We start from the raw sequence: 20,501 nt of genomic DNA on the forward strand, positions 1-20,501 counted from the left end.
CGAATCGTCGCATCGCCCCTCCCACAGTAGTTTTGTGGTGTTGCTCAGAGGCTGATTTCTACTTCCCCCAACCTGCCTCCCAGGGGGCCGAAACTGCGTTCCACCATCCGCCGCGTCCCGTCGGCATTCACGATCAGCGCCGTACTCGCCCGCGTCCCATAGCTGGGGCTGGCAATGAACACGCTCGACAATAAACTCTCTGTGGCCAATCCCACGCCGGTATCCGGCAAGTCGGCAAACGGTGCGGTTTGTGGGTCACTCAATATGTCCAGCAAGGCTTGCGGCTGCGGATCTTCCAGTACTTTGCGCAACGCCGCCTTGGCCTTGAGCAATTTGGGCCATGGCGTATCAAGCCCGGCATTGGAGAGCCCATAAACCCCAGGCTCCAGCCGTGTAGGCGCGGTGTGATTGGCGTTGTAGTGCCACAGCTCATCGGGCGTGCCCACCAGCAGGTTAAAGCCGGCATATTCAATCGATCGTCCGTTAACGTCGGCCAAATAGTCGTCAATCGCTAATGTTCCGCTGAGAAAGCGCGCCACCAGCTCTCCCCGGGACTTGCGTGCCGGCGGCTGGTGCGGGTCACGGATGTTGGTCAGGGCGGCAAAACGCCCGTCGGCGCTCACGCCCAACCAGGTGCCGCCCGCTTCTTGATCGCGACCGGCATACACCTGGGGCGCATCCGGCCACTGGGCCAGCGGCAGGCTGGGGCGGGCGTAGAACTCATCACGGTTGGCCGCGACGATCAGCGGTTGGGCGTGGCCCGGCCGCCAGGCGAAAACTATCAGGCACATCAGGCAAATCCCTTTTGTGTTTTTTGCCACTCTACTCACACCGCGGCGGGTGTTCCATCGCATCGAAGTTGGGTCGCACGCCTTCCATCCGTTAACATGCCTGGCGGTTCGGTACGTGTGAACTTCTTAATTTGAAATAGCGGCTGTAACGCAGGCTTAATCGCACACCGGCATGGTCCGGTGCGCCATGACTAATGATTTAACGAGGAGTCGCAATGCTGCCTTACCCGCAGATCAACCCGGTGGCCGTGGCCATCGGTCCGCTGCAAATCCACTGGTACGGGTTGATGTACCTGATCGGCATCGGCGGTGCCTGGCTGCTGGCTTCCCGGCGCCTGAACCGTTTCGACCCGACCTGGACCAAGGAGAAACTCTCCGACATGGTGTTCTGGATGTCGATGGGGGTGATCGTCGGCGGGCGCCTGGGGTATGTGTTGTTCTACGATCTGCCAGCCTATATCGCCCATCCGACGCTGATCTTCGAAGTGTGGAAGGGCGGCATGGCGTTCCACGGCGGGTTTGTCGGCGTGATGATCGCCGCGTGGTGGTTCGGCCGGCGCAATGGCAAGTCGTTCTTCCAGCTGATGGACTTCGTCGCACCGTTCGTGCCGATTGGCCTCGGCGCCGGGCGCATCGGTAACTTCATCAACGCCGAATTGTGGGGCAAGCCGACTGACGTGCCGTGGGCCATGGTGTTCCCGCCGTTCAGCGACCCGGCGCAATTGCCGCGCCACCCGTCGCAGCTCTACCAATTCGCCCTGGAAGGTGTGGCACTGTTCCTGATTCTGTACATCTTCTCGCGCAAGCCGCGTCCGACCATGGCGGTTTCCGGCATGTTCGCGCTGTTCTACGGGATCTTCCGTTTCATCGTCGAGTTCGTGCGGGTGCCGGATGCACAGCTGGGCTACCTGGCGTGGGGCTGGTTGACCATGGGGCAGATTCTCAGCATGCCGATGATCATCGCGGGTCTGGGCCTGTTGTGGTGGGCTTACAATCGCCCGCAAGGCATCAAGAACACAGCGCTTTAAATTCGACGCCGAGGCTTTTGCCGGCCTCGGCTTCAACGATACGGGTACTCACATGAAGCAATATCTCGAACTACTGAACGACGTCGTGACCAATGGATTGACCAAGGGCGATCGCACCGGCACCGGCACCAAGGCCGTGTTTGCCCGTCAGTATCGGCATAACTTGGCCGACGGCTTCCCGCTGCTGACCACCAAGAAGCTTCATTTCAAAAGCATCGCCAACGAATTGATCTGGATGTTGAGCGGCAACACCAACATCAAGTGGCTGAACGAAAACGGCGTACGCATCTGGGATGAATGGGCCACTGAAGACGGCGACCTGGGCCCGGTATACGGCGAGCAGTGGACCGCCTGGCCGACCAAGGATGGCGGCACGATCAACCAGATCGACTACATGGTCCACACGCTCAAGACCAACCCGAACAGCCGCCGCATCCTGTTCCACGGCTGGAACGTCGAGTACCTGCCGGACGAAACCAAGAGCCCCCAGGAAAACGCGCGCAACGGCAAGCAGGCTTTGCCGCCGTGCCACCTGCTGTACCAGGCGTTCGTGCATGACGGTCATCTGTCGATGCAGTTGTATATCCGCAGCTCCGATGTATTCCTGGGCCTGCCGTACAACACCGCCGCGCTGGCGTTGCTCACCCATATGCTGGCCCAGCAGTGCGACCTGATCCCCCACGAGATCATCGTCACCACCGGCGATACCCATGCCTACAGCAACCACATGGAACAGATCCGCACCCAGCTGGCGCGTACGCCGAAAAAGCTGCCGGAGCTGGTGATCAAGCGCAAACCTGCGTCGATCTATGACTACAAGTTCGAAGATTTCGAAATTGTCGGCTACGACGCCGATCCAAGCATCAAGGCCGACGTGGCCATCTGAGGCCTGCACCGGTCATTGTGGGAGGGGCTGTGGTCACTAGAATCAGTGCCCATGGCTTCTGCCCACATGCGAAGGCTCAGCCTCGCTGGCCGCCACACTGCCGCTGACTTCCAGCCGCTGCAAAATCCCGCACTGATCCAGGCCCGCTCCACCGCCGCAGCGTTGGCGCAGGTCCAGCAGCTGTTCCTGTAGCACCAACAGCCCATCGATCCGCGCTTTCACGTGTTGGATATGCTCGTCGATCAAGGCATTCACGCTTTCGCATTGGTCCTGAGGGCTGTCGCGTAGCCCGAGCAGGCTGCGGATTTCTTCCAGAGTCATGTCCAGGCTGCGGCAATTGCGGATGAAGATCAGCCGTTCGGTATGGGCCTGGGTGTATACGCGGTAGTTGGCGTCGGTGCGCGCCGGGGGCGGCAGCAGGCCTTCTTTCTCGTAGTAACGGATAGTTTCCACCTGGCAGTCAGTCAGTTTGGCCAGTTCGCCGATCTTCATTGCTGCAATCTCCAAATGGGTGCTTGACCCTATAGTGGCTACAGGGTCTTTACTTGGCAACAGGCACCTTTACGGACGCGACAGAATGAGCGATTCCATCCACACCCCGAATAAGCATGATCACAAACATGATCATGGCCACGATCATGCACATAGCCACGACCACGGCGCCAAACTGACGCCGGTCAAGCCGCATGATCATGCCAGCCATGCGGGCTCTTGCTGTTCGAGCAAGGCTACGCCTGCCGTGGTGACGCTCAGCCAAGCGCCGACGGCGGGCTCGCGCTTGAGCACTTTTCGCATCGAAGCCATGGACTGCCCAACCGAGCAGACGCTGATCCAGAACAAACTGGGCAAGCTCGCCGGCGTGCAGCAGCTGGAATTCAACCTGATCAACCGCATCCTCGGCGTGACCCATGACCTGCCGAGCACCGCGCCGATCATCGATGCCATCAAATCCTTGGGCATGCAGGCCGACCCGATTGAAGAGGGTGCCCCCGCCGCCCAGCCTCCCGCCAAGAAACACTGGTGGCCTTTGGCTGTGTCTGGCGTAGGAGCGTTGGGCGCCGAAGTGCTGCACTTCACTGGCGTCGCGCCGACCTGGGTGATCGCCTTGGTGGCGTTGGTGTCGATCCTCAGCGGCGGGCTTACCACCTATAAGAAGGGCTGGATCGCGCTCAAGAACCTGAACCTGAACATCAATGCGCTGATGAGCATCGCTGTTACCGGTGCCGTGCTGATTGGCCAGTGGCCTGAAGCGGCGATGGTGATGTTCCTGTTCACCGTGGCCGAGTTGATCGAAGCCAAATCCCTGGATCGTGCTCGTAACGCCATCAGCGGCTTGATGCAAATGACGCCGGAACAGGCCACGGTGCGGCAGGCCGACGGTTCATGGGCGGAACAGGAGGTCAAAAGCATTGAACTGGGCGCGATCGTTCGGGTAAAACCCGGCGAGCGCATCGGCCTGGACGGTGAAGTCACTGCGGGCCAGTCCACTATCGACCAGGCGCCGATCACCGGTGAAAGCCTGCCGATTGAAAAGACCGTGGGCGATAAAGTCTTCGCCGGCACCATCAACCAGGCCGGCTCCCTGGAGTACAAGGTCACCGCCGCGGCGAACAACTCTACGCTGGCGCGCATCATTCATGCGGTGGAACAAGCCCAAGGCGCGCGGGCACCGACCCAGCGTTTTGTGGACAGCTTCTCGAAGGTCTATACCCCGGCGGTGTTCTTGTTCGCGCTGGGTGTGGCGATCATCCCGCCGTTGTTCATGGCTGGCGCCTGGTTCGACTGGATCTACCGTGCCCTGGTGTTGCTGGTGGTGGCTTGCCCTTGCGCCTTGGTGATCTCGACGCCCGTGACCATCGTCAGCGGCCTGGCGGCGGCGGCGCGCAAAGGCATCCTGATCAAGGGCGGCGTGTACCTGGAGGGTGGCTACAAACTCGATTACCTGGCGCTCGACAAGACCGGCACCATTACCCACGGCAAGCCGGTGCAAACCGACTACCTGGCGTTGTTCCCCAACGTCGCGGACACCTCGCCCGCCCTGGCTGCCAGTCTGGCCGGGCGCTCCGACCACCCGGTGTCGCTGGCGATTGCCAATGCTGCTGTGGATAAAAAGCTGCCCCTACACGCTGTGGATAACTTCGCGGCCCTGGCCGGTCGTGGCGTGCGCGGTGATATCAACGGCGAAACCTATCACTTGGGCAACCACCGGCTGGTGGAAGACCTGGGCCTGTGCTCGCCGGCACTGGAAGAAAAGCTGTTCGCCTTGGAGAAACAAGGCAAGTCCGTGGTGTTGTTGCTCGACAAGTCCGGCCCCCTGGCGTTGTTCGCCGTCGCTGACACTGTCAAAGACAGCAGCCGTGAAGCCATCCAGCAACTGCACGACCTGGGCATCAAGACGCTGATGCTCACCGGCGACAATACTCACACCGCCCAAGCCATTGGCGCCCAGGTCGGTATCGATCAAGCCCAAGGCGACCTGCTGCCCACCGACAAGCTGCAAGCCATCGAAACCCTCTATGGCCAAGGCCACCGTGTCGGCATGGTCGGCGACGGCATCAACGACGCGCCGGCCCTGGCCCGCGCCGAGATCGGGTTTGCCATGGCCGCCGCCGGCACCGACACGGCGATCGAGACCGCCGACGTGGCCTTGATGGACGATGATTTGCGCAAGATCCCGGCATTCATTCGTTTGTCGCGGCAAACGTCGAGTATCCTCAAGCAGAACATCGTCCTGGCGCTGGTGATCAAGGCGATCTTTCTTGCCGTGACTTTCCTGGGCATGGCCACCATGTGGATGGCGGTGTTCGCCGATATGGGCGTAAGCCTGCTGGTAGTGTTCAATGGCCTGCGCCTGTTGCGCAAATAGAGGATGAGAGGGTGGTGTGCTGAGTGCCGAGTTGAAGGCGTTTTTCATGGTCGCCCGCCTGGGCAGCATTACGCAGGCGGCGAAGAAGCTCGGCCTGAGCCAGCCCACCGTCACCACCCAGATCCGCAACCTGGAAAGCCAGTACGGGGTCGAGCTGTTTTACCGTGGCGGGCGCCGCCTCACCGTCAGTGACGAAGGCGCGCGCCTGCTGCCGATGGTCAAGGCGCTGTTGCAGCAGGAAGCGGACATCGAGTTCTTCCTGCGCAACAACGGTCAGGTCCAGGGCGCTCTGCGCATCGCCGCGACGGCGCCGTATTACATCCTCGACCTGGTCAAAGCCTTTCGTGAGCGCCTGCCCCAGGTGGAGGTGTCGGTAGAAATCGGCAACTCCCAACAGGTGCTTGAAGCGCTGGATGATTACCGCGTTGACGTCGCAGCATCCTCGCAATTGCTCGAAGACCCGCGGCTGATCCGCCGTGTTCTCGGCACCGACCCGTTGGTGTTGGCGGTCCATCGCAATCACCCGCTGGCAGCGCTGGAGCATGTGCCGCTGACGGCGCTGGCCGGGCATACGTTGTTGATGCGCGAAGCGGGCTCGACCACACGGCGCCTGACGGAAGACCTGTTGCAAGGCGCGGGCGTGAGCCATGGCCCGTTGCTGGAAATCGGCAGCCGCGAATCGATCCGCGAGGCGGTGCTGCGCAACATCGGCATCAGCATCATTGCCCGCCAGGAAGTACCCCACGACCCGCAATTACGCGTGTTGACCATCGAAAATGCGCCGCAGATTGCCGAATATCTGTACTGCCTCAAGGAGCGCAAGGGCGCACGGTTGCCGGCGGCGTTTCTGGGGTTGGCGCAGGAAATGTCGCCCCTCTGAGTAGGTAGGCGGCTTTGAGGGCCTCATCGGGAGCAAGCCCCCTGCCACATTCTGAATGTATTCACAGATCAAACTGTGGGAGGGGGCTTGCTCCCGATAGCGGCAGTCCAGCCACCGCACCTCCATGAGCCACACCCAAATCCACCAATACCACTATCACCGCGTTTTGCCTTCCTGCCACATGAGCGACGCATTGCCCACCTAGCATGGCCTTCATCCGTTCGATGAGGTGCCTTGCATGAACACAGCCCTGACCCACCCCGGTGCGCCCATGACGGTGCGGGGCATCCAGAAACGCTTTGGTGCGTTTACCGCGCTAGATAATGTGTCCCTGGACGTCGCCGCCGGCGAGCTGGTGTGCCTGCTGGGCCCGTCCGGTTGCGGCAAGACTACCTTGTTGCGCTGCATCGCCGGCCTGGAACGCCAGGACAGCGGTGAACTGCGCCTGGGCCATCGCGACGTTTGCCTGCTCCCGCCTCAGGCGCGGGACTACGGGATTTTGTTCCAGTCCTACGCGCTGTTTCCCAACCTGACCGTCGAAGCCAATATCGGCTACGGTCTCACCGGCAGCGGCCGCGATGAGGTGCGCAAGCGCGTCGGCCAGATGCTGGAACTGGTGGGCCTGGTGGGCAGCGAAAAAAAGTACCCCGGCCAGTTGTCCGGCGGCCAGCAGCAACGTGTCGCCCTGGCGCGAGCGCTGGCACCGGCCCCTTCGCTGCTGTTGCTGGATGAACCGATGTCGGCCCTCGACGCCCGTGTCCGCGAGCACCTGTGCACCGAGTTGCGCCAGCTGCAACGACGCCTGGGCATCACCACCTTGATGGTCACCCACAATCAGGACGAGGCCATGTTGATGGCCGACCGCATTGCCGTGATGAACAACGGCAAGGTCGAGCAATACGCGACGCCCCAGGCGATCTACGACCGTCCGGCCACGCCGTTTGTGGCGGAGTTTGTCGGCCAGGGCAATTGGTTGCCGTTCAGCCGCAACAGTGTCAGCCACGCTCAGGTTGGCGGTATGAACCTGCGCTTGGCCGATGATGCCGGCGTGGCCCAGTCCGGGCGTTTGTTCTGCCGCCCGGAAGCCATCAGCGTCAACCCGCCGGTGCATGAAGAAAACCTGTTCCCGGCCAAGGTCCGCGAGATCACCTTTCTCGGCAACCGCTGCCGCATGAGCTTTGAGCTGGCGCAATTGCCCGGTCATCCGCTGCTCGCCGAGCTGGCGCCGGAAGCCATGCCGCGCCTGGGTGCCCAGGATATCTGGGTGGCGCTGCCGCCGCGCAGCCTGCAGGTGTTTGCCTGAGATGGCTGCGGTGATGGCGCTGCCGATAGCCCGCCAGGTGTCCCGTGCCCAAATGGGCGATCGTATTTTTGTGCTCGGCGGCAAACTGCTGTGGCTGTTTTTGCTGCTTATCGCGGTGCTGCTGCCACTGCTGGCGATCTTCTGGCGAGGTTTCAGTAGCGAAGCCGGGCAGGGCGGCGGGTGGATCGCGGCGCGAGAGCTGGTGACCAGCGACAATTTTCACTGGCTGCTGGGCAATAGCTTGAAAGTGTCCGTCAGTGTGGCTGCCATTGTCGTACCGCTGGCTTACCTGTTTGCCTACGCCCTGCAACGCACATTGATTCCCGGCAAGGCCGTTTGGCGCGGCCTGTCATTGCTGCCATTAATGGCACCGTCGATGTTGCCGGGGATTGCGCTGGTGTACCTGTTCGGTAACCAGGGCCTGTTGCGCGGTTTGCTCTCTGAGAACATTTACGGCTTCTGGGGCATCGTGTTGGGTGAGGTGATCTACACCTTCCCACACGCCTTGATGATTCTGCTGTCAGCGCTGTCCCTGGCGGATGCGCGCTTGTTCGATGCCGCTTCCAGCATGGGCGCCAGCCCGGCCCGGGCGTTTCGCAGCATCACCTGGCCGGCCACGCGCCAGGCCGTATTTGCTGCGTCCTGCCTGGTGTTTACCCTGACCATCACCGACTTCGGGGTGCCCGTGGTGGTGGGAGGGGATTATCAGGTGCTGGCGCTGGAAGCCTACAAGGCGGTGGTCGGCCAGCAACAGTTTGGTCGTGGCGCATTGATCGGGATGGTGTTGCTGCTTCCGGCGCTGTTCAGTTTTGGCGTGGATACCTGGTTGCGCCGCCGGCATGGCGACGCCATGAGCGGTCGCGCGCAAGTGTTTCGACCCGCGCCATCGCGCGCAAGAGACGGCTGTTACCTGGCCATCGTGATGCTGATCTGCACGGCATTGCTGCTGGTGTTCGGCATGGCGGTGTATTCCTCGCTGGTGAAGTTCTGGCCCTACAACCTGTCGTTGTCGCTTAACCACTACCAGTTCGAAGACACGGCGGGCGGTGGCTGGCTGGCCTATCGCAACAGCTTGACCATGGCCCTGTGCACGGCGTTGCTCGGCAGCGTGCTGATCTTCACCGGTGCCTACCTGATGGAAAAAACCCAAAGCCAGAAAGGCCTGAACCTGGCCCTGCGCATGCTCAGCTTCGTACCGATGGCGGTGCCGGGCCTGGTGCTGGGCCTGGGCTACGTGTTCTTTTTCAACCTCAACGGCAACCCGCTGCATGTGTTCTACGGGAGCATGACGTTGTTGGTGGTGTGCACCATTGCCCACTATCTGACCACCGCACAAATGACCGCGACCACCGCCCTGCGCCAGTTGGATGCCGAGTTCGAAGCCGCCGCGCTGTCGCTCAAGGCGCCGCTGTACCGCCACTACCTGCGCGTCACGGTGCCGATCTGCCTGCCGGCGCTGCTGGACATCGTGCGCTACCTGTTTGTATCGGCGATGACCACCGTGTCCGCCGCGATTTTTCTCTACAGCCCCGACACTATCCTCGCCGCCGTCGCCGTGTTGAACATGGACGACGCCGGCAACGTGGGCGGTGCGGCGGCCATGTCGAGCCTGATCCTGTTCACTTCGGCCGGCGTTTCGCTGCTGCTGGCGTGGGCTTCACGTGGCGCGCTGCGTCGCTCTCAAGCCTGGCGCCAGTCCGCTCCCGGCCAATGATAACCCTGAAGGAGGTGCTCCATGTTCAAGCCCCTGGCGCTGGTCGCTGCGGTACTCACGGCATTCAGCCTGAATGCCTTCGCCAAGACCGAACTGACGGTGTACACGGCGCTCGAAGCCGAGCAGTTGAAGACCTACAAGCAGGCTTTCGAAAAGGCCAACCCTGACGTCGAGATCAAGTGGGTGCGTGACTCCACCGGCATCATCACGGCCAAGCTGCTGGCCGAGAAAGATCGCCCGCAAGCCGATGCAGTGTGGGGTCTGGCAGCTTCGAGCCTGGCGATCCTCGACCAGCAGGGCATGCTGGAGAACTACGCGCCCAAGGACCTGGGCAAGATCGGCAAAAATTACCGCGACCCCGCCAACCCACCGGCCTGGGTCGGCATGGACGTATGGGCGGCGACCCTCTGCTTCAACACCGTCGAGGCCGAGAAACAGGGCCTGACCAAGCCGGTGAGCTGGCAGGACCTGACCAAGTCTGAGTACAAGGGCAAGATCGTGATGCCCAACCCGGCGTCGTCCGGCACTGGCTTCCTCGATGTGAGCGCCTGGTTGCAGACCTTCGGTGAAAAGCAGGGTTGGCAGTACATGGACGAGCTGCATCAGAACATCGGCCAGTACGTTCACTCCGGTTCCAAGCCGTGCAAGCTGGCCGCCTCGGGGGAGTTCCCGATTGGTATTTCGTTCGAGTACCCAGCGGTGCAGCTCAAGCGCCAGGGGGCGCCATTGGACATCATCCTGCCGAAAGAGGGTCTGGGTTGGGACATTGAAGCAACGGCCGTGATGAAGGGTACTGCTCACGCCGATGCGGCGAAAAAACTTGCCGACTTCTCCGCCAGCCCTGCCGCGATGGAGCTTTACAAGGACAACTTCGCTGTCCTGGCCCAGCCGGGCATCGCCAAGCCGCAGACCGAGCTGCCGGCCGACTACGAGCAGCGCCTGATCAAGAACGACTTTGCCTGGGCCTCGAAGAACCGCGACAGCATCCTCACCGAATGGCGCAAGCGCTATGACGGCAAGTCCGAAAAACAATAACCGATGCATTCCCACGCGGAGCGTGGGAACGAGAGGAATGCATGAGTAGTGATCTGTTGATTGTTGGCGCCGGCATCCTCGGCCTGTCCCACGCCTACGCGGCTGCCAGGCGCGGGCTCAAGGTCACGGTCTTCGAGCGTAGCGCCACACCGCTCGGCGCCTCGGTGCGCAACTTCGGCCAGGCGCTGGTCACCGGCCAGCCGCCGGGGCCGATGTTTGACCTGGCGCGGCAAAGCCGTGACATCTGGGGCCATTGGGCCCAAGTGGCGGGCCTGCAACTCAAGCGCAACGGCTCATACTTGTTCGCTCGCACCGAAGCCGAAGAACATCTGCTCGAAGCCTTCTGTGCCGGCCGCGCGCGGGAACACGGCTACAACGTCGAGCTGCTGCAAGGCGCGGCGATGAAGGATCTGTACGGCGGCCAGTTCCGCCATCATCGCGCCGCGCTGCACGGCAAGGACGATCAGCAGTTATATTCCCGCGAAGCGATTCCGGCACTGATCGCCTATCTGGCCCAAACGCTCAAGGTCGAGTTTCACTTTTCCACCTTGGTACGCGACGTCGAACCGGGCCATGTGCACACCACGGCAGGCAGCTTTCGTGGCGAGCAGGTCATCGTGTGCTCCGGCCACGACTACCAGACGCTGCTGGCCGAGGCGATGGCCGAACTCAACCCGCAGATCTGCCGCTTGCAAATGCTGCGGGCGCGCCCGGCGGTCAATCTGAACCTGCAACATGCCTTGCTCACCGGCCTTAGCTGTGTGCACTACGGCGCCTTCGCCGACTTGCCGCAAGCTGCATCGGTGCGGGCGCAGATCCTGCGTGAAGCGCCTCACCTGGCGGCACAGGGTATTCACTTGCTGATCAGCCCGACCCCTCATGGCGAACTGATCATCGGCGATTCCCACGACTACGGCAGCGATGCATCGCCGTTCAACGCCGAACAGGTCGATGACTGGATGATCGAACTGGCTGAGCAGACCTTGGGGTGCAAGATCCAGGTGGTGGAGCGCTGGCAAGGTGTCTACGGCTCACGCGGTCCCGGGCCGTTCTCATTCCTGCGCGTGGCGCCGGGAGTGAGCGCAGCGCTGATGCATACCGGCGTGGGCATGAGCGTGGGGCCGGCACTGGCCGAACGCAATATCAGTGCGTTGTGGGGCGCGGCGTCATGACCGCGGAGCAGGTGATTGCAGACGTCTTCGGTTTATACGAAAGGCATGGCGCGGCGGATTACATCGGCGAGCCGGTGTCGCAGATCGAGCACATGTCCCAGGCCGCGCAGTGGGCAATGGCTGAGGGTTTTGACGATGAAGTGGTGCTGGCGGCGTTTTTTCACGATATCGGGCATCTTTGCGGCCAGGGCGGCGAAAATATGGGCGGTTATGGTGTGGTCAGCCATGAGCGGCTGGGCGCGGATTATTTGCGCCGGGCCGGGTTCAGCGAACGCATGGCCAGGCTGGTGGAATATCACGTGCAAGCCAAGCGCTACCTGACCTTCAGCCAGCCCGACTATTACACCCGCCTCAGCGAAGCCAGCCGCCGTACCTTGGAGTACCAAGGGGGTGTGATGACGGCAGAAGAAGCGCGGGCTTTCGAGCAAGACCCGCTCTGCCAGGTCAGCCTGCGCCTGCGTTATTGGGATGAGCAGGCCAAGCGGATGCACGTGCCGGTGCTCGACCTCGAGGTGCTCAAGGGCAAGGCCCGGCAGGTATTGGCGACTTAGGTTTCGTCGAGGCGCAGGGCCAGCGCTTCAACTTGCTCCTGGCGCTCAGCCTGGCTGAGCTTGGCGTGGGGGTTGAGGGACGACCATTGCGGATGGGCGCGGGCTTTATGCAGTGCGTCCGGCAACTTGCCTTCGCGCCAGGTTTTGTCCTGGGGCGTATCGACCTTGATGCTGTGCATGGCCGCATGACCGCGCAGGTTGAGGGCTTTGAGCAACTGGCGCTGGCGCAGGGCGAGCAGGCGCAACACGCTGTCGTCCACAGTCAGTTCGCGCTGGCCTTTGATCTTGCCCAGCAGGCGGCTGCCATAACTGCGCGCGGTTTGCAGTGCGCCACCGGCAATCGCACCGGCCAGGGCGGCGGCGCCCAGGGTCAGGCCGCCGACCAGCAGGTCGACACCGGCACCGGCCGCCGCCCCCGCGGCGATCCCGCCACCGACGCGCACGCCCAGTTGCTTGAGCGTCTCCGGGTTGAACAGGTCGTCGCCCCAGCGGCCGTCGAGCAGTGGCAGGTCACTGGCGGCGGCATCCTGCGCGCGGAAGCCGAACTGCTTGAGCAGGGCTTCCACACATTTCTGTTCGCGCTGGCGCACGGCCTTGCGCAAATCGCTGATGGCTTGCTGCTCATCTTCGGTAACCACGCTGCGACGGCAAGCGGCGCAGTCGATCAACAGCTCGGCGATCAAGCGTGCGGCACTTTGCTGGCGGGCCTGGCGTTGGGCTTGCTGGTCGAGGATCAACCGTTCCAGTTGCGGCCGGGCGTTTTCCAGCAGCAGTGCCAGGCTTTCATACAAGCGCCGCTCGCCGTCTTCCGGTGGCGCTACGCTGTCGAAGCGCACCAGTGCATGCAGGCCCAGGCGGGCCAGGGCTTCGCGCCAGTCCGGCTCGCGGTGGTCGCTGCTGCTGACGAAGTTGAGTACCGGCAGCAACGGCTTGCCGCAACTGGCCAGTACTTGCAGCTCATCGCGGTACTTGGCCAGCACCGGCTCGCGGGCGTCGATCACATACAGGCCGGCGTCCGAGGCCAACAATTGGCGCAGCACCTTGGCTTCCTGTTCGAAACGTTGGCGCGCTTCGCTGCCGTCCAGGAAGCGCGCCAGGCGCGCCGGGCCATCGAGGCGTTCGCCGGGGCGATCCAGGCGCTCCAGGTAGTCGAGCAGGGCGATGGCATCTTCCAGGCCGGGTGTGTCGTACAGCTCCAGCAAGGCTTCGCCGTCCACCGACAACCGCGCACCTTCGACATGCCGTGTGGTGCTGGGGCGATGAGAGACTTCACCGAAGCCGACGTCCCGGGTCAGCGTGCGCAGCAGCGAGGTCTTGCCGACATTGGTGTGGCCGACCACAGCGAGTTTCAGCGGTTTAGTCATGACCGGTCTCCAGCCAGTTCAGCGGTGCGCAGTCGGCGAAAGGCAGCTCCAGTTGTTGCAGTGCGGCGTGCCAGTCACCCAGGCGTTCGGCATCCAAGGCTTGACCGGGAGGCGCTTGCAGCAGCCAGACGCGGGTGGCGGTGGCGCTGCGCGCAAGTTCTGCGATCAATGCCAGGCTGCCACGGTCGGGTGAGCGGCGTGGGTCGCAGGCGATGGCCAGGCGTGCCGGCGGGAAGCGGCTGAGTTGTTCCAGGAGCTTGTTGCGCGACTCGCGGCTGTCGAGGATCCCGGCGTTTTTGACGCCGGCCGGCAATTTGGGGGGCCAGGGATGCTGATCGTCCAGCTCGATGGCTACCAGCAAGGCGCCGTCGCTTTCCAGTTCGCTGACGCCGCCGGTGACGGCGTGCAATTGCTCCGGTGCGGCATCGTTGACGCCGAGGCGTTCGCTGCTCGGCATCAGGCGTTCGCGCAATTGGCTGTAGCCGGGCAGGTTGAGGTCCAGGCGCAGGGCGGCGCGCCCGCGTTTCCAGCGCCACAGGCACAGCAGGGCAAGGATCAGCCTGGGCAGTATGCCGTACACCAGCAACACCCCGACCAGCCACGCGGCCCAGGCCTGGCGGGCGCTTTCGATATTCAATGCGGAGTCCCCGCTGGCACGGATCATCTCGACCGTCGGCACATTGAAGCCCAGCCACCCGGGCAGGGCGCCCAGGGCCTGGGTCACGGCGACGAAGGTGTCGGCGCCGAGGATGGTGGTTTCCCACACGAACCCATAGCGTCGGGTAGCGAGCAGCGTCAGCAAAATCACCATGGCACTGAGCAGCGCCAACAGCCAAAGGCTGTTGACCAGCACGCCCACAGCCCAGCGATTGAGTTTCTGCCGTTGCAGCAAGAGCAACAGCGCAGGCGCCAACTGTGCGGCCTTGGCGTCGCGGGCGAGCTTTTCGCTCAGCCACAGCCATAGGCGTCCCAGGCTGGCGCCGTGCTCACCGGCAAACAGCAGGCCCAAGGCCCAGCTGACCAGCAGGATCAGGTTCAAGCCAAGCAGGCTGCCCAAGGCCCAGAACACGTTGACCGGGGCCAGCCCGTTGCCCAGCGCGGCAAAGGCCAGGCCGGCACCGCTGACGATCGCGACGATCGCCAGCAACACCAGGGCCAGGCGTGCGCCTTGCAGCCAGCGGGTGAGGGCGGCGCTCAGGCCATCGCGTTCGGCCAGGTGCAGGGCGCGCTGTTGAATACGCGTCGGCAGGTCGCCACCGGCCGTGCGGGCCAGGCGGTTGGCTTCCAGGTCTTCCAGGGGGCCGGCGTGTTCTTCACGCAGGCGCACGGTTTCCGTCAACCAGAGTGTGTGCAGTGGGTTCAGTGCTGTCACGCGCCATCCTGTTGTGTCAGTGAGCCTGGAGCATAACCCCTGGCTCGTGGCTCTGGTATTCTCGTCGCCATGAAAAAAACTCTCCCTTTAAGCCTGATCGCAGCCCTCGGTGAAAACCGTGTGATCGGCGTCGACAACAGCATGCCCTGGCATTTGCCGGGGGATTTCAAATATTTCAAGGCCACCACGCTTGGCAAGCCGATCATCATGGGGCGCAAGACCTGGGGCTCCCTGGGCCGACCGTTGCCGGGGCGATTGAACATCGTGGTCAGCCGTCAGACCGATCTTGAGCTTGAAGGTGCGCAAGTTTTTCCATCACTGGACGCGGCGGTCGAGTGCGCCGAGGCGTGGGCGCTGGAGCAAGGCGCGGATGAGCTGATGCTGATCGGCGGCGCGCAGCTGTATGCGCAGGGGCTGGAACAGGCGGACCGCTTGTACCTGACGCGCGTGGCGCTGAGCCCGGAAGGGGATGCGTGGTTTCCGGAGTTTGATTTGAACCAGTGGAAGCTGGTTTCGAATGTCGAGAACCCGGCCGACGGTGATAAGCCGGCGTACACCTTCGAAGTCTGGGAAAAAGCTTAAAGCACCGGGAGCAAGCCCCCTCCCACATTTGAACGCGTTGCAACATGAGAATGCGCTCAAGTGTGGGAGGGGGCTTGCTCCCGATAGCGGTCTATCAGGCCTGCGCTAACTCGGCGTGCTCATCGGCATTCAGCAGCGCTTTATCCGTCTGCCCCATGATCTGGCTGGTAATCGCACCCGCCGTCATCGACCCGTTTACGTTCAACGCCGTGCGGCCCATGTCGATCAGCGGTTCCACGGAAATCAGCAGCGCCACCAGTGACACCGGCAAGCCCATGGCCGGCAGCACGATCAGCGCGGCAAAGGTTGCACCGCCGCCTACACCGGCAACGCCAGCCGAACTCAAGGTCACAATCGCCACCAGGGTTGCGATCCATAGCGGGTCCAGCGGGTTGATGCCCACGGTCGGGGCAACCATCACCGCCAGCATGGCGGGATAAAGCCCTGCGCAACCGTTCTGGCCGATGGTCGCGCCGAACGACGCCGCAAACCCGGCGATGGATTGCGGGATGCCCAACCGGCGGGTTTGCGCCTCAATGCTCAGTGGAATCGCCGCCGCGCTGGAGCGGCTGGTAAAGGCAAACGTCAGCACCGGCCACACCTTGCGGAAAAAGCGCAACGGGTTGATCCCGGCCAGCGACAGCAGCAGGCCATGCACCACGAACATCAGGCCCAGGGCCAGGTACGAGACCACCACGAAACTGCCGAGCTTGATGATGTCTTGCAGGTTGGAGCCGGCGACCACTTTGGTCATCAGCGCCAATACACCGTAAGGCGTCAGTTTCATCACCAGGCGCACCAGGCGCATCACCCAGGCTTGCAGGGTGTCGATGGCGTTGAGTACTTTCTGGCCTTTTTCCACGTCGTCCTTGAGCAGCTGCAGCGCGGCAACCCCGAGGAAGGCGGCGAAAATCACCACGCTGATGATCGACGTCGGCTTGGCTCGGGCCAGGTCGGCAAACGGGTTGGCCGGCACGAACGACAGCAGCAACTGCGGGATATTCAGGTCAGCGACCTTGCCGGCGTAATCGCTCTGGATCACTTGCAGGCGGGCCATTTCCTGGGTGCCGGCTACCAGGCCTTCGGCGGTGAGGCCGAACAGATTGGTCAGGCCGATGCCGATCAGCGCCGCAATGGCGGTGGTGAACAGCAGCGTGCCGATGGTCAGGAAACTGATCTTGCCCAGGGAAGAGGCGTTATGCAGGCGCGCCACGGCACTCAGGATCGAAGCGAATACCAGCGGGATCACGATCATTTGCAGCAGTTGCACGTAACCGTTGCCGACCAGGTCGAACCAGCCGATGGACGCCTTGAGGACTGGATTGCCGTCACCGTAGATCGTGTGCAGAACCGTACCGAACACCACGCCCAGGGCGAGGGCGAACAGGACCTTTTTGGCGAGGCTCCATTGGGTCCGACGGGTTTGTGCCAGGCCCAGCAACAGGGCCACGAACACCAGTAAGTTGAGAATCAGGGGCAGATTCATTAAAGCTCCGTTGAGAAGGCAGCCAATCGCACGAGCCTGCGATTGCGAACCGGGAAGCCTAACAGCTTGAAATATATTGATTTAATACCGATATGGAATGGTATCTGTCGTTTTTGGAATAAGCGTCTGACGCTCAGGCACATGCCTTTGGCGTGATCACGATGTAAGCGGTCGTGCTCGGGCGATAACTGTCATACAGATTTGTTAGCGTCGATGTCTTTGACCTAGGGAGAAAACGCTTATGAAGCTCGCGCCTACATTACTTGCCGCCGCCTTCTGCCTTGGCCTCGCCAGCCAGGCATCTGCCGCCACCGAGTTGAAGCATTGGCCGGCGCCTGCCGCCGAGCAACTGGACAAGATGATCGCTGCGAACGCCAACAAAGGTAATTTCGCGGTATTCGACATGGATAACACCAGCTACCGCTACGACCTCGAAGAGTCCCTGTTGCCCTATCTTGAAAACAAGGGCCTGATCACCCGCGACACCATGGATCCTTCCCTCAAGCTGATCCCGTTCAAAGATACCGCCGACCACAAGGAAAGCCTGTTCAGCTACTACTATCGCCTCTGCGAAGTCGACGACATGGTTTGCTACCCCTGGGTTGCGCAGATCTTTGCCGGCTTCACCCTCAAAGAACTCAAGGGCTACGTGGATGAGCTGATGGCCTCCGGCAAGCCCGTGCCGGTCACCTATTACGAAGGTGATGTGGTGAAGACCTCCGAGGTCCAGCCGCCGAAGGTGTTCACCGGCCAGGCCGAGCTGTACAACAAACTGATGGAGAACGGCATCGAGGTGTACGTGATGACGGCGGCCTCGGAGGAACTGGTACGCATGGTCGCTGCCGATCCGAAGTACGGCTACAACGTCAAGCCTGAGAATGTCATCGGCGTGAGCACCCTGCTCAAGGATCGCAAGACCGGCGAGCTGACCACCGCACGCAAGCAGATCACGGCCGGCAAATATGATGAGAAGGCCAACCTCGGCCTGGAACTCACCCCCTACCTGTGGACCCCGGCGACCTGGATGGCCGGCAAGCACGCCGCGATCCTCACCTATATCGACGAATGGAAAAAACCGGTGATCGTCGGGGGGGATACCCCAACCAGCGATGGCTACATGCTGTTTCACGATGTGGACGTGGCCAAGGGCGGCATCCACTTATGGGTCAACCGTAAGGACAAGTACATGACCCAGCTCAACGGCATGATGGCCAAGCACGCGGCGGCGCAGGCCAAGGAAGGGTTGCCGGTGACGGCGGACAAGAACTGGGTGATCGTCAAGCCGGACGAGATTCAGTAACCAGGAGTGATATGGGAGGGGGCTTGCTCCTGATAGCAGAGTGTCAGTCGATACATGGGTTGGCTGGACTACCGCTATCGGGAGCAAGCCCCCTCCCACAATTGACCTCCAGTGTTTTGGAGAATACTCCCGGCAAAAAAATGCCCCGCACTTGGCGGGGCATTTTTATGGGGGAGGCTTACAGGCCGTCGAGCATCGCCTTGTTACGCACCGCACCTTTGTCGGCACTGGTGGCCAACAGGGCGTATGCCTTCAGCGCGGTGGTGACTTTGCGCGGACGCTTTTCCACCGGCTTCCAGCCTTTCTTGTCCTGCTCGACCCGGCGCGCAGCCAGTTCTTCATCGCTGATCAACAGGTTGATCGAGCGGTTCGGAATGTCGATCAGGACTTTGTCGCCGTCCTGCACCAGGCCAATCGCGCCGCCTGCAGCGGCTTCCGGGGAGGCGTGGCCGATGGACAGGCCCGAGGTGCCGCCGGAGAAGCGGCCGTCGGTCAGCAGGGCACAGGCTTTGCCCAGGCCTTTGGATTTCAGGTAGGACGTCGGGTAGAGCATCTCCTGCATACCCGGGCCGCCTTTCGGGCCTTCGTAGCGGATGATCACGATATCGCCTGCTTTTACTTCGTCGGCGAGGATGCCGCGTACGGCGCTGTCCTGGCTTTCGAAGATCTTGGCGTTGCCTTCGAACACGTGGATGGACTCATCCACACCGGCAGTTTTCACCACGCAGCCGTCCAGGGCGATGTTGCCGTACAGCACGGCCAGGCCACCTTCCTTGGAGTAGGCGTGCTCGACGCTGCGGATGCAGCCGTTTTCGCGGTCGTCGTCCAGCGTTTCCCAGCGGGTCGACTGGCTGAATGCGGTCTGGGTCGGAATGCCCGCAGGGCCGGCCTTGAAGAAGTGATGCACCGCTTCGTCACGGGTCTGGGTGATATCCCACTTGGCGATCGCTTCTTCCATGCTACGGCTGTGTACGGTCGGCAGGTCGGTATGCAGCAGGCCACCACGGGCCAGCGAGCCGAGAATCGAGAAGATCCCGCCGGCACGGTGCACATCTTCCATGTGGTACTTCTGAATGTTCGGCGCGACCTTGCACAGTTGCGGCACGTTGCGGGACAACCGGTCGATGTCGCGCAGGTCGAAATCGATCTCGGCTTCCTGGGCGGCAGCCAGCAAGTGCAGGATGGTATTGGTGGACCCGCCCATGGCGATGTCCAGGGTCATGGCGTTTTCGAACGCCTTGAAGTTGGCGATATTGCGCGGCAGCACCGACTCATCGTTCTCGGCGTAGTAGCGCTTGCACAGCTCGACGATGGTGCGGCCGGCCTGCAGGAACAGTTGCTCGCGGTCGCTGTGGGTGGCCAGCGTGGAACCGTTGCCCGGCAAGGCCAGGCCCAGGGCTTCCACCAGGCAGTTCATCGAGTTGGCGGTAAACATGCCGGAGCACGAACCGCAGGTCGGGCAAGCACTGCGCTCGTATTCCGCGACCTTCTCGTCAGAAGCGCTGGAATCGGCGGCGATGACCATGGCGTCGACCAGGTCGAGGCCGTGGGAGGCGAGCTTGGTCTTGCCGGCTTCCATCGGGCCACCGGACACGAAGATCACCGGGATGTTCAGGCGCAGGGACGCCATCAGCATGCCGGGGGTGATCTTGTCGCAGTTGGAGATGCACACAATGGCGTCGGCGCAATGGGCGTTGACCATGTACTCCACGGAGTCGGCAATGATCTCGCGGCTCGGCAGGGAATACAGCATGCCGTCATGGCCCATGGCGATGCCGTCATCCACGGCGATGGTGTTGAACTCTTTGGCTACACCGCCGGCGCGTTCGATCTCGCGGGCGACCAACTGGCCCAGGTCCTTGAGATGGACGTGGCCCGGTACGAACTGGGTGAACGAGTTGGCAATCGCGATGATCGGCTTCTTGAAGTCGTCATCCTTCATCCCCGTGGCACGCCACAGTGCGCGTGCACCGGCCATGTTGCGGCCGTGGGTGGATGTTTTCGAGCGGTAATCTGGCATGGAGCACTCCGGGCGGCTAATCAGGTACTAAAGGGAAGTGAGCCTCTATTGACGTCAGGAACACCCGAAAAATGGCCGTGGTGTCCGGACGTTGCCTCAAACGCTACGGGATCGCCGCGCGCAGTGGCCTTGAGCTCATAAACCCGCCGGG

General features: G+C 62.3%; 17 protein-coding genes. 11 read left to right on the forward strand and 6 right to left on the reverse strand.

The features are described 5' to 3' along the window. Positions 1–44 precede the first annotated feature (44 nt). Positions 45–791 carry an NRDE family protein gene (locus JBE38_RS12260; protein ID WP_090368156.1) on the reverse strand — a complete coding sequence of 249 codons (747 nt, stop codon included), beginning with the start codon at positions 789–791 and terminating at the stop codon, positions 45–47. A gap of 215 nt (positions 792–1,006) precedes the next feature. Between JBE38_RS12260 and lgt the strand changes: the two genes are divergently transcribed. Both lgt and JBE38_RS12270 read left to right on the forward strand, forming a co-directional pair. Next, positions 1,007–1,819 (forward strand): prolipoprotein diacylglyceryl transferase, encoded by an 813-nt coding sequence (gene lgt, locus JBE38_RS12265; RefSeq protein WP_090368158.1) that lies wholly within the window; start codon positions 1,007–1,009, stop codon positions 1,817–1,819. Between the two features lie 52 nt (positions 1,820–1,871). Continuing rightward, the gene (locus JBE38_RS12270) at positions 1,872–2,705 is read left to right on the forward strand and encodes a thymidylate synthase (RefSeq protein ID WP_010207295.1); all 834 of its coding nucleotides are present in this window, start codon (positions 1,872–1,874) and stop codon (positions 2,703–2,705) included. Positions 2,706–2,747: 42 nt separating this feature from the next. Here JBE38_RS12270 and cadR read toward each other — a convergent pair whose 3' ends face one another. Then, entirely contained in the window at positions 2,748–3,197 is a 450-nt protein-coding gene (cadR, locus tag JBE38_RS12275; RefSeq protein ID WP_060753506.1) for a Cd(II)/Pb(II)-responsive transcriptional regulator, read from the reverse strand. 85 nt (positions 3,198–3,282) lie between these two features. Between cadR and JBE38_RS12280 the strand changes: the two genes are divergently transcribed. The 7 genes from JBE38_RS12280 (at position 3,283) to JBE38_RS12310 (ending at position 12,226) form a co-directional block, all read left to right on the forward strand. Then, positions 3,283–5,571 carry a heavy metal translocating P-type ATPase gene (locus tag JBE38_RS12280; protein WP_205344370.1) on the forward strand — a complete coding sequence of 763 codons (2,289 nt, stop codon included), beginning with the start codon at positions 3,283–3,285 and terminating at the stop codon, positions 5,569–5,571. Between the two features lie 16 nt (positions 5,572–5,587). Further along, the gene (locus JBE38_RS12285) at positions 5,588–6,451 is read left to right on the forward strand and encodes a LysR family transcriptional regulator (protein WP_090368163.1); all 864 of its coding nucleotides are present in this window, start codon (positions 5,588–5,590) and stop codon (positions 6,449–6,451) included. A gap of 238 nt (positions 6,452–6,689) precedes the next feature. Then, the gene (locus JBE38_RS12290; protein WP_205344371.1) at positions 6,690–7,754 is read left to right on the forward strand and encodes a putative 2-aminoethylphosphonate ABC transporter ATP-binding protein; all 1,065 of its coding nucleotides are present in this window, start codon (positions 6,690–6,692) and stop codon (positions 7,752–7,754) included. Position 7,755: 1 nt separating this feature from the next. After that, complete coding sequence (locus JBE38_RS12295) at positions 7,756–9,468, forward strand: putative 2-aminoethylphosphonate ABC transporter permease subunit (protein WP_205344372.1); 1,713 nt, start codon at positions 7,756–7,758, stop codon at positions 9,466–9,468. Between the two features lie 21 nt (positions 9,469–9,489). Beyond that, positions 9,490–10,503 (forward strand): putative 2-aminoethylphosphonate ABC transporter substrate-binding protein, encoded by a 1,014-nt coding sequence (locus tag JBE38_RS12300; RefSeq protein ID WP_090368169.1) that lies wholly within the window; start codon positions 9,490–9,492, stop codon positions 10,501–10,503. 41 nt (positions 10,504–10,544) lie between these two features. After that, a complete protein-coding gene (locus JBE38_RS12305) occupies positions 10,545–11,675 on the forward strand; it encodes a TIGR03364 family FAD-dependent oxidoreductase (protein ID WP_205344373.1) in 1,131 nt (376 codons plus the stop codon). After that, the gene (locus JBE38_RS12310; protein ID WP_205344374.1) at positions 11,672–12,226 is read left to right on the forward strand and encodes a phosphonate degradation HD-domain oxygenase; all 555 of its coding nucleotides are present in this window, start codon (positions 11,672–11,674) and stop codon (positions 12,224–12,226) included. Before JBE38_RS12305 ends, JBE38_RS12310 begins: the two co-directional genes overlap by 4 nt. Here the strand turns inward: JBE38_RS12310 and JBE38_RS12315 are convergent. Then, a complete protein-coding gene (locus JBE38_RS12315) occupies positions 12,223–13,590 on the reverse strand; it encodes a DUF3482 domain-containing protein (RefSeq protein ID WP_090368175.1) in 1,368 nt (455 codons plus the stop codon). The genes JBE38_RS12310 and JBE38_RS12315 overlap by 4 nt on opposite strands. Beyond that, complete coding sequence (locus JBE38_RS12320) at positions 13,583–14,962, reverse strand: DUF2868 domain-containing protein (RefSeq protein ID WP_205344375.1); 1,380 nt, start codon at positions 14,960–14,962, stop codon at positions 13,583–13,585. Before JBE38_RS12320 ends, JBE38_RS12315 begins: the two co-directional genes overlap by 8 nt. 69 nt (positions 14,963–15,031) lie before the next feature. On the opposite strand from JBE38_RS12320, the gene JBE38_RS12325 reads away from it, so the two are divergent. Continuing rightward, positions 15,032–15,544: a dihydrofolate reductase gene (locus JBE38_RS12325; RefSeq protein WP_205344376.1), complete on the forward strand. Its 513-nt coding sequence runs from the start codon at positions 15,032–15,034 to the stop codon at positions 15,542–15,544. A 94-nt stretch (positions 15,545–15,638) separates the two neighbouring features. Here the strand turns inward: JBE38_RS12325 and JBE38_RS12330 are convergent, their stop codons facing one another. Further along, a complete protein-coding gene (locus JBE38_RS12330) occupies positions 15,639–17,030 on the reverse strand; it encodes an L-cystine transporter (protein ID WP_060753495.1) in 1,392 nt (463 codons plus the stop codon). Positions 17,031–17,271: 241 nt separating this feature from the next. Between JBE38_RS12330 and JBE38_RS12335 the strand changes: the two genes are divergently transcribed. Further along, positions 17,272–18,330 (forward strand): haloacid dehalogenase-like hydrolase, encoded by a 1,059-nt coding sequence (locus JBE38_RS12335; RefSeq protein ID WP_205344377.1) that lies wholly within the window; start codon positions 17,272–17,274, stop codon positions 18,328–18,330. A gap of 178 nt (positions 18,331–18,508) precedes the next feature. Here the strand turns inward: JBE38_RS12335 and ilvD are convergent, their stop codons facing one another. Beyond that, positions 18,509–20,350 (reverse strand): dihydroxy-acid dehydratase, encoded by a 1,842-nt coding sequence (ilvD, locus tag JBE38_RS12340; protein WP_104994945.1) that lies wholly within the window; start codon positions 20,348–20,350, stop codon positions 18,509–18,511. Positions 20,351–20,501 lie beyond the last annotated feature (151 nt).

It is taken from the genome of Pseudomonas sp. ICBG1301 (assembly GCF_016918385.1).
In the GTDB taxonomy this organism is placed as follows: domain Bacteria; phylum Pseudomonadota; class Gammaproteobacteria; order Pseudomonadales; family Pseudomonadaceae; genus Aquipseudomonas; species Aquipseudomonas palleroniana.